We start from the raw sequence: 14,090 nt of genomic DNA on the forward strand, positions 1-14,090 counted from the left end.
GGCGGCGGTGATCGCGCTGCTGATCCTCAACCGGTTCTGGTACTACTGGAGCAGCCGGAGCCGGGCGAGGGCGCGGCGGGCGGCGCGCAGCTGCTCGGTGTCCGCGAGGTGCGCGACCAGGTCGTCGGCGAAGTCCGGGACCGAACCGCGCTCCGGGAGCCGGGCGAGCGCGAGGTCACGGCGCCTCCGGGCGCGCGCGTTGCGGCGCATGACGTTGGTCGCGATGCCCAGCAGCCACGGGCGCAGCCCGTCGCCGTCGGGATGCAGCCCCTCCCGCCCCCGCCACGCCTCCAGGAAGGTCGTCGAGACGACGTCCTCGGCCTCCGCCCAGTCGCCCGTCACGCGGAGGGCGTAGCGGTACAACACCTGGGCGTGCTCGTCGTACAGCTCGCCCAGGACATCGGGGTCGCCGCGGCGGAGACGCGTTCTCGTCAGTGCTTCCACGCTCTGCCCTGCCCGGTCCGCCGCCCGGGTTCCGGTGACCTGCGTCACAGCGCCCGCGCCACTGCGGGCGTGATCCTGATCACGGGAACTCGGGTGCCCGCCCGGGCAGTACGGGGCATGACCACGACTCCCGCCCACCGCCCCGTCCTCCGCCGTTCCGTTTCCCGCCACGCGGTTCCCCGCCGACACGCCCTCCGCGCCCTGGCCGTCGCCGTCGCCCTGGTCGGCACCTCGGCTCCCGTCTTCGGCGGCACGGCCACCGCCGCCGAGCCGGAGACGCACACCCTCACCATCAGGCACCTGGACCACGACGGCCGACCGGCCGCGGCCTACCGCACCCACCTCGCCGGGATCTTCGCATCCGGTGTCGAGCAGGTCCTGGAGCAGCAGGACGCCTCCGGTGTCACCACCGTACGGCTGCCCAAGGGCCGGTACCTGCTGGACAGCACCCTGACGACGGGTCCGGGGACGGACGGCCCGGTCTGGACGGACTGGATCGTGCAGCCGCGCCTCGACCTCGACCGGGACACCACCGTCACCTTCGACGCGCGGACCACCGCCCCCGTCGACGTCCGGCCCCCGGACGACGGTGCGCGCTTCCTGCAGAGTTCGATGTTCGTCGATGTCACCTACAGGGGCGTCACCAGGAGCGCCAACATCGGCAACCGGTCGACCAACCTGCGTGTGGGCCACCTGGGGCCCGAGACCGAGGCCGGAGCGGTCAAGCAGTGGTTCGACTCCACCTGGGCGACCGACAGCGGCGGCTACCTGCTCGGCCGGACCTTCTCCGGCACCCGCGCCCTGACCGGGCTCTCCCGGCAGTACTCCGCGCAGGAACTGGGCACCCTGAACATCCGCGCTGCCGCCGGCCCGGGCAGCGCCGGCGTCGGTCTGCTCAGCATCGTGCCGAGCGAAGGGGCCTCCGCCGGCGCCCCCCGGGTCATGAGGACGCCGGGCACCGTCACCTTCCTCGTCGCACCCGAGCGCGGCGCCTGGGACATCGGCTTCACCGCCCCCGGCGCCGACGAGGCGACGCGGACCCACTACTCCGCCGAGCGCGTCACCGTCCCGGCCGGGGCCACGACCACCCAGACCTTCGACGGCCCGGTCTTCGGCCCCGCGCTCACCGACCGCCCCGCGGTGTCGCGCGAGGGCGACCGGATCACCGCCGATGTCCCACTGCTCGCCGACGGCGGCGGCCACGCGCCCTGGGGCCCGACGTTCGACACCGCCTACACCTCGCTGTACCGCGACGGCGTACTCGTCGGCGCCACGTCCGGCGAACCCGGCCGCGGCGAGTTCACCGTGCCGCCGGGCCGGGCCTCCTACCGGCTGGCCACCACGGTGACCCGCAAGGCCGCGGTCGGCGCGACCACACGGGTGAACGCCTCCTGGACCTTCTCCTCGGCCACCACCTCCGGCCCGTCCGCGCTCCCGGTGAGCGTCGTGCGGTTCTCCCCCGACCTCGACCCGGCCGGCGCGGCGGCGGCCGGAAGCACCCTCCGGATCCCGGTCACCGTCCAGGGCGCCGCCGACGGCCGTACCCGCTCACTGACCGTCTCCGCCTCCACCGACGACGGCGCCTCCTGGACCCGACTGCCGCTCGAAGACGGCGCCGTGACCGTCCGGAACCCGTCGGCCGGCACGGCCGTCTCCCTGCGCGCGGAGCTGACCGACGCCGACGGCAACACCCTCGACCAGACCCTCGTCGACGCCTACCGCACCCGCTGACACCCCCGATCACCCGGGGCCGGCGCCGGCCTCTCCCCCAACCGAGGGGGCGGGCGCCGGCCCCGCTGTCGTGTCGGCGACCGGGGTGCGCTCTGGTCGCCGACACGACGAACCGGACGGACATGAGCAACTTCTGGACCGGCGAGGCCCTCTGGGGGGCACCACCTCGGAGAGGCCGCCCGGCACCCCGCGCTCCGGGTGCGGTCAGCGGGCGGGGGCGGACGGGGTGAGGTTGCGGTGGATCTCCAGGGCGGCGGTGGAGCGGTTGAGGGTGATGTAGTGCAGGCCGGGGGCGCCCTCCTGGAGGAGTCGCTCGGCCATCCGGGTGGCGTGGTCGACGCCGATGCGGTGGGCCGCCGCCCGGTCCCCGCGGGCCGCTTCCAGCTGCCGTGCCAGGGCGGCCGGGAAGGACGCGCCGCTGAGTTCGGCGAAGCGGGCGATCTGGCGCACGTCGGTGGCGGGCATGATCTCCGGGATGACCGGGGTGTCGCAGCCCGCCGCGGCCAGCCGGTCGCGCAGCCGCAGGTAGTGCTCGACGTCGAAGAACATCTGGGTGACGGCGTAGTCCGCGCCGGCCCGGCACTTGGCGACGAAGTACCGGATGTCGCCGTCCCAGTCCGTCGAGCGCGGGTGGCGCTCGGGGAAGGCGGCCACGCCGACGGTGAACGCCCCGCACTCCTTGACCAGTCGAACCAGTTCGGCCGCGTACCGCAGGCCCTGCGGGTGCGGTTCCCAGGCGCCGTTGGGGTTGCCCGGCGGGTCGCCGCGCAGGGCGAGGACGTCGCGGATGCCGACGTCGGCGTAGCGCCGCAGGACGGCCTGGAGTTCGGCGGTGGAGTGGCCGACGGCGGTCAGGTGGGCCACCGGGCGCAGGGTGGTCTGCGCGGCGATCAGCTCGGTGGTCCCGATGGTGCGGTCGCGGGAGGAGCCGCCGGCGCCGTAGGTGACCGAGACGAAGGTCGGCGCGACCGCCTCCACCCGGCGGATCGCCGCCCACAGTGCGCGTTCACCGGCCTCGTCCTTGGCGGGGAAGAACTCGAAGGAGTAGGTCCGCTCGCCGGCCGCGAGGATCTCGCGCAGGCCGCGCGGGGCGCGCAGGGTGGTCTGGTCCATGGGTTCACCTCAGGTGGTGGGTGTCGGTCGTCCGGGGATGCGCGGGAGTTCCCCCACCTTGCCCGGGCACCCGCAACAGGACTGTCACAGCGTGGTGTTGGCGCCCTCCGGTCGGCGCGGAGGCAGTTCGCCGGACCCTGGCAGGTACCCTAGGGGGGTATGGTATGTTCAGAAGCGAAGCAGCCGCCCGGACAGTCCGGCCGGCGCCGGGCACCCACGACAGGAGCACACCCATGAGCGAGACCACCGTCACCGTCGAGTCCGCCGCCACCGAGACCTCCTCCTGCTGCGGCTCGTGCGGCACCGACGCCGGTGCGGCCCCGGCCGCCGGATCCACGCTGACCTCGGTGTTCCAGGTGAAGGGCATGACCTGCGGCCACTGCGTCGGCTCGGTGACCGCCGAGCTGACGAAGCTCGACGGCGTCGAGGAGGTCGCCGTGGACCTCACCACCGGCAACGTCACCGTCGGCAGCACCCGGCCGCTCGCCGACTCCGACGTGGCCGCCGCCGTCGACGAGGCCGGCTACGAGCTGGTCGGCCGCGTCGAGGGCTGACCCCTCCCCCCGGAGTCGGCTCGTGCGGTCGGACCACCACCCGCCCGTACGAGCCGACTCCGCCCGACCCGCCCGCCGGTACAGTGAGCGCACGCCTCACCGCACAGGAACCGGAGACGGCCATGGTCAGCTACAGCTCCCACAAGGACGACTTCCTCAAGCGGCTCCGCCGCATCGAGGGCCAGATCCGCGGCCTCCAGCGCATGGTCGAACAGGACACCTACTGCATCGACGTCCTCACCCAGGTCTCCGCCGCCAGCCGCGCGCTCCAGTCCTTCGCCCTCCGACTCCTGGAGCAGCACATCGAATGCTGCGTCCGGGACGCCATCGCCGAGGGCGGCCAGGAGGCGAGCACCAAGGTCCGCGAGGCCAACCAGGCCATCGCCCGCCTCGTCAGGTCCTGACCGGCGGCGTCACGGCGACGGGGCGAGCCCCGCGGCACCGCCGCGCACGGGGCGCCGACCTACCGGGTGGGGGTATGCTCGACGGCCACCGACCGCGCCGGGCAGTCGAGTCGGGAGACCGGGGATCAGCCGTGCCGTCGATCGAGTTCGTCCGCCGCCTGGACGGCCTGGTCTACCGCTTCGACCCGGACGGCACCCACAACGGCCGGCCCTCGTTCAGACGGCGGGACCTGGACCTCTGGTGCCGGTGGGGGCCGGAGCGCGGCTGGTGCGTGGTCGACGCCGAGGGGGTGCCCAACTCCGGCCCACTGCTGGGCGAGGACCGGCACCGGGAGCTCCCGCCGACCGGGCCGTGGCGCAGCTGGAAGGCGGGCAGGTCGTACCTCTACGACCTGCGCCGCGTCGACGGGGAGACCTCCCGACCCCTCTGACGCCCCGACGCCCCGATGCCCCAAGGCGCCGATGCCCCAAGGCGCCGACTCCTCACCGCGCCGGCTCCCCGACGCGCCGGCTCCCCGACGCGCCGACGCCTCAGACCCGGTCGAGGGGCCGGTGCGGGCCCGCCGGCAGCTCGACGGCGATGGTGTCGCCCGGCCTGACCGGGCCTCCCGTACGGACGACACCCATGACGCCGGCCCGGCGCACGATCGTGCCGTCCTCGGCCCGGCCGACGACCCGCTTGAGCAGGCCCGGCCGATAGGCCTCGATCTGGGCGCACGGGTTGCGCAGGCCCGTGATCTCGACCTCGGCCTCGGGACCGATCCGCAGCACCGCGCCGACCGGCAGGCCGAGCAGGTCGACGCCCTCGGTGGTGATGTTCTCGCCGAGAGCCCCCGGCGCCACGTCGAAGCCGGACTCGTCGAGCTCGGTGAGCAGTTCGCGGTGGATCAGGTGGACCTGGCGCAGGTTGGGCACGGTCGGGTCCTGGGCGACCCGGGATCGGTGCCTGACCGTCACCCCGGCGTGCACGTCGCCCTCGACGCCCAGCCCGGCGAGCAGGGTGATGGCGTCCCGGTTCGGCTTGGTGAACGAGTACTCGGCGTTGCTGCTGACCGCCACCACGGTGCCGTTCATGGTCAAGGGCCTCCTCGCGGACGTACGTTCGATCCACCCGGGAGCATAGCCGCCCTCCCGGCCGTCGCCACCTGCCACTTTCACGGCGGGCCCTCCGAGAGGGCCCGCCGGAGCGGCGGTACCGGAAGTCCGGGGCACCGCGGCCGAGGGTGGCGATGACCAGGGCGGCGCGGTTGGGCCGGCGGCGCCGCCGCCGAGCCGGGCGGGTGTCAGGCCGGCTGCCGCGCGGGCGCCCGCTCGTCCGCGCCGGCGAGCCACAAGTAGACCGGCGCGAGCCCGAGTTCGATGCCCATCAGCACCAGCTGGAACCAGTGCGGCCGGCCGTCCACCACGATCGACAGCACCCGCGCGAGGCCTCCCAGCAGGAGGAGCGCCGCCAGCCACCGCACCGTACGGGCGGGCACCGGCCTCTGCCGCGCTGCCGAGATCCAGGCCGCCCCGTACCCGGCGAAGACCGCGCCCATGAAGCGGCCGAAGCTGCCGACCGTCGGGCCGGCGTCCGCGATCCCGGGCATCGCGGCGTTCCCCAGCAGGATGTGGAGGAATCCGATCGCCACGCAGGCGATCCCCATCGTCCACGCGAGCACCCGTAAGGCCCTGGCCATGACCCACCCACCCGTTCCGGAGTCCGGTTGACACGTGTCTACCAAGCTAGCGCCGACAAGTAGACGCGTGTCAAGTAACCTGGCCCGCATGCCAGTCCACGAACGACGCCGGCGGCTCTCCCCCGCCGAGCGACGCGCCCAGCTGCTCTCCGTCGGCGCCCGGCTGTTCGCCGCCCGGCCGTACGAGGAGGTGCTGATGGAGGAGGTGGCCGAGCGGGCCGGGGTCTCCCGGGCGCTGCTCTACCGGCACTTCGCGAGCAAGCGCGAACTCTTCGCCGAGGTCTACCGGGAGGCCGCCGACGACCTGCTTGCCAGGAGCCGGTTCGACCCGGCCGACACCCTGGTCGAGCAGCTGGTCGAGGGCATGGACGCCCACCTGGACTACTTCGTCGCCAACCGGCACGCCGTGCTCGCGGCCAACCGGGTGCTGGCCGGGGACGAGGTGATCCAGACCATCCTGACCGAGGAGCTGGACGCCCTGCGGGAGCGGCTGCTCGGCGTCCTCCCCCTCGCGGACGAGCGGGCGCGCCGGGCGGTGTCCCAAGTCCTGCGCAGCTGGCTGGTGTTCGTCCGGGTGCTGGTCGTCGACTGGCTGACCGAGGAGACCTGCACCCGCACCGAGCTGCGGGACGCCTGCATCGGCGCCGTGCTGGGCGCGCTCCGGCCGCTGCTGCCCGCGGATCCGGCACCCGATTGGGGGCGCCGAGGGCATACCATCGGGGCGTAACGGGGAGAAGCACTATAAGCCTCCAATCCCCTATGAATATACGACAATTGGATGCTCTGACTCCCCTCGATCCGCCGGACCTCCGACCCAGCGAAGGGACCCATGGACTCCGCGACAGCCGACACCCGGACCGCTCTCCCCCCACTCCACCGGCTCCCCACCACACCCGCCCAGCCGCCCCACCCCACCACCCTCCCGGACGGCACCCCCGCGTGGCTGATCACCCGCTACCACGACGTCCGGCAGGTCCTCGGCGACCCCCGGGTCACCCGGGCCGACCTGCATGACGTCGGCACCGCGGGCACCACCGCCGACGTCGCCGCCAACCCGGCGTCCCTGTTCAACCAGGACGGCCCCGCCCACCGCCGACTGCGCGGCACCGTCCAGCGGGCCTTCACCCCGCGCGCCATCGCCGGCTGGCAGCCGTGGGTCGCCGCCGCCGTCCAGCAGTCGGTGGACCGGCTGGTCGCCGCCGGCCCGCCGGCCGACCTCGTCGAGGCGTTCGCCCGGCCGGTGCCGTTCGCCGTCACCACCCGGCTGATGGGCCTCGACGGGGACGGGCCGGACCGCCTCGACGAGGAGCGGCTGCACCGCTGGACCCTCGCCCTGCTCGCCCAGGGCGGGGAACAGCCGGCGGAGGCAACCGCGGAACGGACCACCGGCCGGGCACCCGCCCAAGCCACCGGCCGGGCCCCCGCCCAAGCCACCGGTCCGGACGCCGCCCAGGCCGAAATCCTCGCCGAATTCGGCGCCTTCATGGCCGAGTTGGTCGCCCGCCGGCGCCGCGAACCCGGCGACGACCTGGTCAGCCACCTGGTCCGGGCCGCCGACCAGGACGGCGGCGTCCCCGAGGAGGCCCTCGTCTTCCTGGTCGCCGGGCTCACCGCCAGCGGCAACGAGAGCGTCGCCGGTGCGCTCGCCAACGCCCTCGTCTACGTGCTCGGCGAACGCCCCGAGCACTGGCCGCTCCTCGCCGACCCGGGCACCGCCGAGCGCACCGCCGAACGCCTGCTGCACTACATCCCGCTCGGCGACGACGAGGCCACCATCCGCCGCACCACCGCGCCGATCGAGGTCGGCGGCGTCACCGTCCCGGCCGGCTCGGTCGTCGCCGTCAGCCTCGGCAGCGCCAACCGCGACCCGGCCGTCTACCCCGAGGGCCTCGACACCGACCTCGGCCTCGCGCTCCCCGCCCCGACCCTCGCCTTCAGCTCCGGCCCGCACTACTGCATCGGCGCGTGGCGGGTCCGGCTGGAGATGCGCGAGTCCCTGCGCCGCCTCGCCACCGCCCTGCCGGGCCTGCGCCTCACCGCCCCGGTCGCGGAGCTCGCCTGGCAGCTCGGCGGCACCACCCGCAGCCCGGCCCGCCTCCCGGTGGACTGGTAACCGCCCCGCCGGCCACCCGGCGCGCCGTCCGCCGCCCGGCCGTCCGGCGCCACGCCGTCCGGTGCCCTGCCCGGCCTCAGCCGTCGAGCAGGGCGCCGAGCCACCGCTCCCGGCGCCGCTCGATGTACTCGGCGTCGCCGCGCCAGACCTCCCCGTGCCCCTCCGCCCAGAGCCTCGCCCAGGGCTGGACCCCGCGGCCCGCCCGATCCCGCAGGAAGTCGTGCATGGCCCGGGTCCGCGGCCCCAACAGGGCTACCAGGGCGCGCCGTTCGTCCTCGTCCAGCCCGTAGGCGTCGACGAACACCCGCAGCCGGGCGGCCGCGTCGGCGTCGGGGAGCCGGAAGTCCGGCTGCGCCGACAGCGGCAGGAACCCGTGCAGCGCGTACGCGAGGTCCCAGAGCCGGGTGCCGGGGGCCGCCGTGTCCCAGTCGATGAAGGACCACTGGTGCTCGGCGCCGACCACGAGGTTCCACGGGGCCAGGTCGTTGTGGGCGATGGTGTCGGCGACGCCGTCGGGCGGCATCAGCACCTGCCAGTGGGCGTCCGGCGGGGGCGTGAAGTCCCGTACGGCGTCGTGGAACTCGCGGATCAGGCGGGCGACCCGGGCCAGCCGCCCGGCCGGGTCCAGCAGGCCGAAGTGGTCGGGCCAGACCACCAGACCCGGCTGGTAGGTCAGTACCTCGCGCCCCTGCCCGTCGAGGCCGAGCGGGCGCGGCGCCCCCCGGAACCCCACCGCGTGCAGGTGCTCCAGCAGCGCGTGCACCGCCGGTGTCCACGGCCCGGCCGGGCGGCGCACGGTGTCCCCGACGCGGACCACGCCGGCGTTCATGTTCCCGCCGGACAAAGGCTGTTCACCATCGGGCACCGGCTGCTCCCCATCGGGCACCGGCCGTTCACCACCGGGCACCGGCTGCTCCCCGGCGGACGACGGCTCCTCCTCCGCCCGGCTCATCCGAACAACCCCTCCCCCAGCGTCCCGCCCTCCGGCGCGCCCGGCAGGACGTAGGCCACCGCCGACGCCGTGTGCTCGATGAAGGCGTTGAGGGAATCGCGGGCGGCCAGCCGCTCCTGGACCCGGGTGAACTGCGCCGGGTCGCGCATGAAGGCGCAGAACAGCAGGCCGCGGTCGCCCGGGCCGTCGTCGTAGTTGTAGCCCCGGCGCAGCATCCGGGCGCCGCCGTCCAGCCGGGGGCTGGAGAGGCGGACGTGCGCGGTGGCCGGGAGGACGTACGAGCCGTCCGGGTTCTTGGTGTAGATGTCCGGCTCGTCGTGCTCCGCCGTGCCGGTGAGCGGGGCGCCGTCCCCGGCCCGACGGCCCATCACCTGCTCGCGGCGCTCCTCGGGGAGGGCGGCGAAGGCGGCGGTGTCCATCCGGATCCGGCGGTAGACCAGCACCGTCCCGTGCTCGTACGGGCCCGGCGGGCCCCAGACCCACTGCGCGCTCTGCTCCCCGTCCGGGTTCGCCGTGCCGTCCTTGAAGCCGAACAGGTTGCGGGGCGTGGCGCCCCCGGCGGTCCGGGCCAGGAAGCCGGACTGCGTCCACCGGACCGCCGCGCCCGCCGCCCGGGCCGCCGCGTCCACCTGTTCGGCGACCACGGACAGCGGCCAGCGGTCCGCCGCGCACAGCTGGATCACCAGGTCGCCGCCGCCGCGCGCCGGGTCGAGCCGGTCCCTGGCGAAGTCGGGCAGCCCGGCCAGCAGGGCCGGCGGGACGTTCAGCCCCAGTCGGGCGGCGAGGCCGGGCCCGACGCCCACCAGGCTGCTGAGCCGGGCCGGTTGGCCGTCCCGCAGCCGCGCGTCCGCCGGGTCGGCGCCGGCCGCACCGGCCAGCACCCGGGTCAACTCGCCGAGCAGGCCGCGCAGGGCGGCCCGGCCGTCCGAGGCCGCGGCGGGCGCCAGGTCCAGGGCCAGCAGCTGGGTGGCGGGCTGCTGCGCGACCGTCACCCCGGCCTGCCGTTCGCCGTGGAAGGGCACGGACGGCGGTTCCGGCGCCGCCGCCCGGCCGTGGCGCTGCCCGGCGTCGGGGCCGCCCACGGCCAGGGCCGTGACCCCGGCGCCGAGCCCGGCGGCGACCACCGCCCCGCCCGTGATCAGAGCCCTGCGGGCCACCCCGCCGCCCCGGGCGGTCGGTGGCCGGTCCTGCGCCTTTCCGGTTTCGGCATGCATGGGCGACATTGGAGACGATAGAACACGCCGTATGCAACTTTTGACCACACGTCACGTGCGCTCCGGCGCGACGCCCTCGCCGGGGAGCCGCATCGCCAGGCGTCTGCCCGCCCTGCTCGCCGCCGCGGCCCTGGCCCTCTCCGGCTGCTCCTCGGGCGGCTCGTCCTCCTCCGACGCCAAGCACCCGGAGGGCACGGTCGTCCGGGTCCCGCAGCACTTCCCGACCATCCAGCAGGCCGTGGACGTGGCCCGCGAGGGGGACACCGTACTGGTCGACCCGGGCACCTACCGGGAGAGCGTGCGCCTCACCAGGCCGAACATCGTGCTGCGCGGCACCGACCGCAACACCGTGGTCCTGGACGGCGGGCTGAAGCTGGTCAACGGCATCACGGCCTCCGGCCCCGGGTCGGTGGTGGAGAACCTCACCGTCCACGGCTACCTGGCCAACGGCGTGCTGTTCACCGGCGTCACCGACGAGAAGCTCCAGCAGCACGGCGCCGGCGGTTCGGCCTACAACCCGCTGGACACCGTCCGCTTCCCGGTCCTCCAGGGCTTCCGCGCCAGCAGCGTCACCGCGTACAACAACGGCCTGTACGGCATCTACGCCTTCGACGCCCGCGGCGGCGTCATCGAGGACTCGTACGCCTCCGGGGGCGCCGACTCCGGCATCTACGTCGGCCAGTGCAAGCCCTGCGACACCCTGGTGCGGGGCAACACCGTCGAACGCAACGCCGTCGGCATCGAGATCACCAACGCCTCGGACGGGCTCACCGTGGTCGGCAACCGGGTCCACGGCAACCGGGTCGGGGTCACCGTCAACTCCAACGACCTCGAAGCCCTCGCCCCGCAGCACGGCGCGGTGATCGTGGGCAACGCCGTCACCGACAACAACGCCGGCGACACCCCCCAGCAGGCCGACGGCGCCTACGGCATCGGGATCGGGATCGGCGGCGGCACGGCCAACCAGGTGCAGCGCAACCTGGTCCAGGGCAACCGGGCGGCCGGCGTCATCGTCACCGACCCGCCCGGGCACCCGGCGAGCGGCAACCGGATCGAGGGCAACCGGGCGACCGGCAACGGCACCGACCTCGTACTGGCCTCCGCCGACCCGGGCAACTGCTTCACCGGCAACCAGCCGGCCGTCCAGAGCCCGGACGGCCTGGAGACGCTGGCGGCGTGCGCCGCCCAGGGCCGCACCGCCCCGCCCTTCGGCCGCAGCAGCCCGGTCCAGGCTCCGCCCGGGATCCCGTTCAGCCAGGTTCCCGCCCCGCCCGCGCAGCCCTCGCTGCCGGACCCGAGCGTGCCCGGCCGCCCGGCCACGGACCTCCCGGGCCCGGTCGACCCCGGGGCCTACCCGCTGCCCGAGTCCGCGGACGCCGTGCCGAAGCACTGACCCCCGACCCCGATCCGCGCCGATCCGCGCCGACCTGTGCCGACCGGCGCCGCCTGCGGGGGCGGCGGCGCCGGGGAGCCGAGGAGGTCAACGCGACGGACTGGAAGGACCGGTGGGATCGTCGGACGTCCGGGCGATCGGCCGTCCGGCACCGAGAGGAGGCCGCACCCGATGCCCGACGGCTGGACCACCGACCTCGTCCTGGGCTGCACCGTCCTGCTGGGCGCCTCCGTCCAACGGCTCGCCGGCATCGGCTTCGCCCTGGTCGCGGCACCCGTCCTGGTGCTGCTGCTCGGCCCGGGCGACGGCGTCACGCTGTCCAACCTCGCCGCCGGCGTGATCAGCGCCGTAGGTCTGCTGGGCAGTTGGCGGCAGGTCCGGATGACGGCGATGCTGCCGCTGATCCTCGCCGCCGGCTGCACGGTGCCGGCCGGGGCCTGGGTCGCGGCGACGGTTCCGACACCCGGGCTGCTCGTCGGGATCGGCGCGCTGGTCAGCCTGGCAGCCCTCCTGGTGCTGCGCGGGGTGCGGGCGGCCGCACTGCGCGGGGCGGGCGGAGCCCTGGTCGCGGGTGCCACCAGCGGTTTCATGAACGCGGCCGCCGGGGTGGGCGGCCCGGCCGTCTCCCTGTACGCCGTCAACACCGGCTGGACGGCCCGGGAGTTCCTGCCCAACGCGCAGTTCTACGGCGTGGTGGTGAACGCCTTCTCGCTGGCCGGCAAGGGGCTGCCGACGCTGTCCGGGACGGCGTGGTGGCTGGTGGCCGCGGCACTGGTGGGCGGCGCGGCGGTCGGCCGGCTGCTCGCCGACCGGGTGCCGGAGCGCCGTGCCCGGTCGGTGGTGCTGGGCCTGGCCCTGGCGGGCGGGCTGACCACCCTCGCCAAGGGCGCCGTCGGGCTCGGCTGAGCGCTCCCGGTACGGCGGGGTGGCGGGGCGCGTCCGGGCGCCCCGCCGCCCGGACACCCCACCGGGCCGGCCGGGCCGACCGAGGCCGACCGGACACTCCGGACACCTCCGGACGAGCCCGACACCCTTGCCGACACGGACAGTTCGGGGCACCGCGGGCAGTTCGGAATCCGCCCGAGCGTTCCTCCGCGGACATGACATACTGCGTCGGTGACCTCAGCTGACCTGGCCGCGAAGCCGTCCAAAAGCCGTCCCCAACTGGGACGGAAGTTCAATCTGCTGTGGTCCGCGTCGGCGATCTCCTCGGTCGGCGACGGCATGCGGGACTCCGCCCTGCCGCTGCTGGCGGTGGCCGTCTCCGACTCGCCCAGCGCGGTCTCCGTGGTCTCCGTCGCCGCCTCGCTGCCCTTCCTGCTGATGTCCCTGTACGGCGGGGTGCTGGCCGACCGGGCCGACCGGCGGCGACTGATGTGGACGATCGACGGCGGCCGCGCCGTCGTCGTCCTGGCCTTCGCCTGCTGGGTCTTCCTCGCCGACCCGCCGCTGGTCGCGCTCGCCGCGCTGGCCTTCGTGCTCGGCTGCGGCGAGACGGTGTTCTCCAACGCCGCCACCTCGGCCGTCCCCGAACTGGTCCGCCCCGACCAGCTCGACGCCGCCAACGGCCGGATGCAGGCCAACATGCTGGTCGGCGGGAACCTGGTCGGCCCGCTGCTCGGCTCGGCGCTCTTCGCCGTGGCCGTCGCCTCCCCCTTCGCGGTGGACGGCGTGTCCTTCGCGCTCGCCGCCGTCCTGGTCGCCGCCACCGGCCGCTCCACCGCCCCGCGCACCCGGGCCGACCGCCGCCCGGTGCTCACCGAGATCCGCGAGGGCGTCGACTGGCTGCTCCGCCACCGCGACGTGCGGATGCTCGCCGTGCTCTCCACCCTGGGCGCGCTGGCCTGCTTCATGGGCACCACCATGATGGTCCTGATGGTCACCCGGGTCATCCACGCCCCCGCCGCCTCCTACGGCATCGTGCTCGCCGTCGGCGCCGTCGGCGGCACCGCCGCCAGCACCCTGGCCGGCCGGCTCAGCCGACTGCTCTGCCGGGGCCCCCGGATCGCCCTCTCCTTCCTGCTGATGGGCGTCTCGCTGATCCTCATGGGCCTGAGCACCTCGGTGGCCGAGGTGGCCGCGCTGTACGGCGTGGTCGGCTTCGGCATCGTCACCTGGAACATCCAGGCGGTGTCGCTGCGCCAGCAGGCCGTGCCGAAGGAGCTGCTCGGCCGGGTCAACAGCTGCTACATGCTGCTGACCCGACTCGGCATCATGGCCGGCGCCGCCCTCAGCGGCTGGATCGCCTCCGTCGCCGGCATCCGCACCCCGCTGCTCCTCGGCGGAGGCCTGCTGCTCGCCCTGCTGGTCGCGGTGCTGCTCCTGCTCCCCCGGATGACCGCGCTGGAGTCCGCCCCGGACGCCGCCGCCTCGGACGCCGCCGCCCCGGACGCGGAGTAAGGTCCCCCGCCCGGGCGGTTTCCCCGCTCCCGCTCAACGCCCCCGGCCTGCCGGTGGGGTGACCGCGAGGCGGGCCGGGAAGACTGGTCGGCG

15 protein-coding genes are annotated in these 14,090 nt (G+C 75.0%); 9 read left to right on the forward strand and 6 right to left on the reverse strand.

Going from position 1 to position 14,090, the window contains the following annotated elements; translation table 11 throughout:
- Positions 1 to 42: 42 nt before the first annotated feature.
- Positions 43 to 444, reverse strand: coding sequence for an RNA polymerase sigma factor (locus tag ACWD4P_RS21905; RefSeq protein WP_449780692.1), 402 nt, complete (start codon positions 442 to 444; stop codon positions 43 to 45).
- Between the two features lie 117 nt (positions 445 to 561).
- On the opposite strand from ACWD4P_RS21905, the gene ACWD4P_RS21910 reads away from it, so the two are divergent.
- Positions 562 to 2,175, forward strand: coding sequence for a serine protease (locus ACWD4P_RS21910; protein ID WP_449780693.1), 1,614 nt, complete (start codon positions 562 to 564; stop codon positions 2,173 to 2,175).
- Between the two features lie 204 nt (positions 2,176 to 2,379).
- Here ACWD4P_RS21910 and metF read toward each other — a convergent pair whose 3' ends face one another.
- The gene (gene metF, locus ACWD4P_RS21915; RefSeq protein WP_449780694.1) at positions 2,380 to 3,288 is read right to left on the reverse strand and encodes a methylenetetrahydrofolate reductase [NAD(P)H]; all 909 of its coding nucleotides are present in this window, start codon (positions 3,286 to 3,288) and stop codon (positions 2,380 to 2,382) included.
- 233 nt (positions 3,289 to 3,521) lie between these two features.
- On the opposite strand from metF, the gene ACWD4P_RS21920 reads away from it, so the two are divergent.
- The 3 genes from ACWD4P_RS21920 (at position 3,522) to ACWD4P_RS21930 (ending at position 4,677) form a co-directional block, all read left to right on the forward strand.
- Positions 3,522 to 3,842, forward strand: coding sequence for a heavy-metal-associated domain-containing protein (locus tag ACWD4P_RS21920; RefSeq protein WP_359822229.1), 321 nt, complete (start codon positions 3,522 to 3,524; stop codon positions 3,840 to 3,842).
- 122 nt (positions 3,843 to 3,964) lie between these two features.
- The gene (locus ACWD4P_RS21925; RefSeq protein ID WP_449780695.1) at positions 3,965 to 4,246 is read left to right on the forward strand and encodes a metal-sensitive transcriptional regulator; all 282 of its coding nucleotides are present in this window, start codon (positions 3,965 to 3,967) and stop codon (positions 4,244 to 4,246) included.
- 131 nt (positions 4,247 to 4,377) lie between these two features.
- Positions 4,378 to 4,677, forward strand: a complete 300-nt coding sequence (locus ACWD4P_RS21930; protein ID WP_449780696.1) for a hypothetical protein — start codon at positions 4,378 to 4,380, stop codon at positions 4,675 to 4,677.
- A 100-nt stretch (positions 4,678 to 4,777) separates the two neighbouring features.
- Here ACWD4P_RS21930 and ACWD4P_RS21935 read toward each other — a convergent pair whose 3' ends face one another.
- Both ACWD4P_RS21935 and ACWD4P_RS21940 read right to left on the reverse strand, forming a co-directional pair.
- A complete protein-coding gene (locus ACWD4P_RS21935; protein WP_449780697.1) occupies positions 4,778 to 5,320 on the reverse strand; it encodes an MOSC domain-containing protein in 543 nt (180 codons plus the stop codon).
- A gap of 209 nt (positions 5,321 to 5,529) precedes the next feature.
- Positions 5,530 to 5,925 carry a DUF4345 domain-containing protein gene (locus ACWD4P_RS21940; protein ID WP_359822220.1) on the reverse strand — a complete coding sequence of 132 codons (396 nt, stop codon included), beginning with the start codon at positions 5,923 to 5,925 and terminating at the stop codon, positions 5,530 to 5,532.
- 88 nt (positions 5,926 to 6,013) lie between these two features.
- Between ACWD4P_RS21940 and ACWD4P_RS21945 the strand changes: the two genes are divergently transcribed.
- Positions 6,014 to 6,652 carry a TetR/AcrR family transcriptional regulator gene (locus ACWD4P_RS21945; protein WP_449780698.1) on the forward strand — a complete coding sequence of 213 codons (639 nt, stop codon included), beginning with the start codon at positions 6,014 to 6,016 and terminating at the stop codon, positions 6,650 to 6,652.
- A 102-nt stretch (positions 6,653 to 6,754) separates the two neighbouring features.
- Positions 6,755 to 8,038: a cytochrome P450 gene (locus ACWD4P_RS21950; RefSeq protein WP_449780699.1), complete on the forward strand. Its 1,284-nt coding sequence runs from the start codon at positions 6,755 to 6,757 to the stop codon at positions 8,036 to 8,038.
- 76 nt (positions 8,039 to 8,114) lie between these two features.
- Here ACWD4P_RS21950 and ACWD4P_RS21955 read toward each other — a convergent pair whose 3' ends face one another.
- Positions 8,115 to 8,867 (reverse strand): phosphotransferase enzyme family protein, encoded by a 753-nt coding sequence (locus tag ACWD4P_RS21955; protein ID WP_449780733.1) that lies wholly within the window; start codon positions 8,865 to 8,867, stop codon positions 8,115 to 8,117.
- A 119-nt stretch (positions 8,868 to 8,986) separates the two neighbouring features.
- Positions 8,987 to 10,204: a Dyp-type peroxidase gene (locus tag ACWD4P_RS21960; RefSeq protein ID WP_449780700.1), complete on the reverse strand. Its 1,218-nt coding sequence runs from the start codon at positions 10,202 to 10,204 to the stop codon at positions 8,987 to 8,989.
- Positions 10,205 to 10,244: 40 nt separating this feature from the next.
- Between ACWD4P_RS21960 and ACWD4P_RS21965 the strand changes: the two genes are divergently transcribed.
- The 3 genes from ACWD4P_RS21965 to ACWD4P_RS21975 all read left to right on the forward strand — a co-directional run bounded on the left by ACWD4P_RS21965 (position 10,245) and on the right by ACWD4P_RS21975 (position 13,997).
- The gene (locus ACWD4P_RS21965; protein ID WP_359822210.1) at positions 10,245 to 11,597 is read left to right on the forward strand and encodes a right-handed parallel beta-helix repeat-containing protein; all 1,353 of its coding nucleotides are present in this window, start codon (positions 10,245 to 10,247) and stop codon (positions 11,595 to 11,597) included.
- Between the two features lie 171 nt (positions 11,598 to 11,768).
- The gene (locus tag ACWD4P_RS21970) at positions 11,769 to 12,503 is read left to right on the forward strand and encodes a TSUP family transporter (RefSeq protein WP_449780701.1); all 735 of its coding nucleotides are present in this window, start codon (positions 11,769 to 11,771) and stop codon (positions 12,501 to 12,503) included.
- Between the two features lie 210 nt (positions 12,504 to 12,713).
- Positions 12,714 to 13,997, forward strand: a complete 1,284-nt coding sequence (locus tag ACWD4P_RS21975; RefSeq protein WP_449780702.1) for an MFS transporter — start codon at positions 12,714 to 12,716, stop codon at positions 13,995 to 13,997.
- The last annotated feature ends 93 nt before the right edge of the window (positions 13,998 to 14,090 follow it).

It is taken from the genome of Kitasatospora sp. NPDC002543, from assembly GCF_053594915.1.

What these genes read in the sequence shown, in the direction of transcription:
- ACWD4P_RS21910 (WP_449780693.1), top strand. Translation starts at nt 562, where the DNA reads ATGACCACGACTCCCGCCCACCGCCCCGTCCTCCGCCGTTCCGTTTCC.
- metF (WP_449780694.1), bottom strand. Translation starts at nt 3,288, where the DNA reads ATGGACCAGACCACCCTGCGCGCCCCGCGCGGCCTGCGCGAGATCCTC.
- ACWD4P_RS21920 (WP_359822229.1), top strand. Translation starts at nt 3,522, where the DNA reads ATGAGCGAGACCACCGTCACCGTCGAGTCCGCCGCCACCGAGACCTCC.
- ACWD4P_RS21925 (WP_449780695.1), top strand. Translation starts at nt 3,965, where the DNA reads ATGGTCAGCTACAGCTCCCACAAGGACGACTTCCTCAAGCGGCTCCGC.
- ACWD4P_RS21935 (WP_449780697.1), bottom strand. Translation starts at nt 5,320, where the DNA reads ATGAACGGCACCGTGGTGGCGGTCAGCAGCAACGCCGAGTACTCGTTC.
- ACWD4P_RS21940 (WP_359822220.1), bottom strand. Translation starts at nt 5,925, where the DNA reads ATGGCCAGGGCCTTACGGGTGCTCGCGTGGACGATGGGGATCGCCTGC.
- ACWD4P_RS21945 (WP_449780698.1), top strand. Translation starts at nt 6,014, where the DNA reads ATGCCAGTCCACGAACGACGCCGGCGGCTCTCCCCCGCCGAGCGACGC.
- ACWD4P_RS21950 (WP_449780699.1), top strand. Translation starts at nt 6,755, where the DNA reads ATGGACTCCGCGACAGCCGACACCCGGACCGCTCTCCCCCCACTCCAC.
- ACWD4P_RS21955 (WP_449780733.1), bottom strand. Translation starts at nt 8,867, where the DNA reads ATGAACGCCGGCGTGGTCCGCGTCGGGGACACCGTGCGCCGCCCGGCC.
- ACWD4P_RS21960 (WP_449780700.1), bottom strand. Translation starts at nt 10,204, where the DNA reads ATGCATGCCGAAACCGGAAAGGCGCAGGACCGGCCACCGACCGCCCGG.
- ACWD4P_RS21970 (WP_449780701.1), top strand. Translation starts at nt 11,769, where the DNA reads ATGCCCGACGGCTGGACCACCGACCTCGTCCTGGGCTGCACCGTCCTG.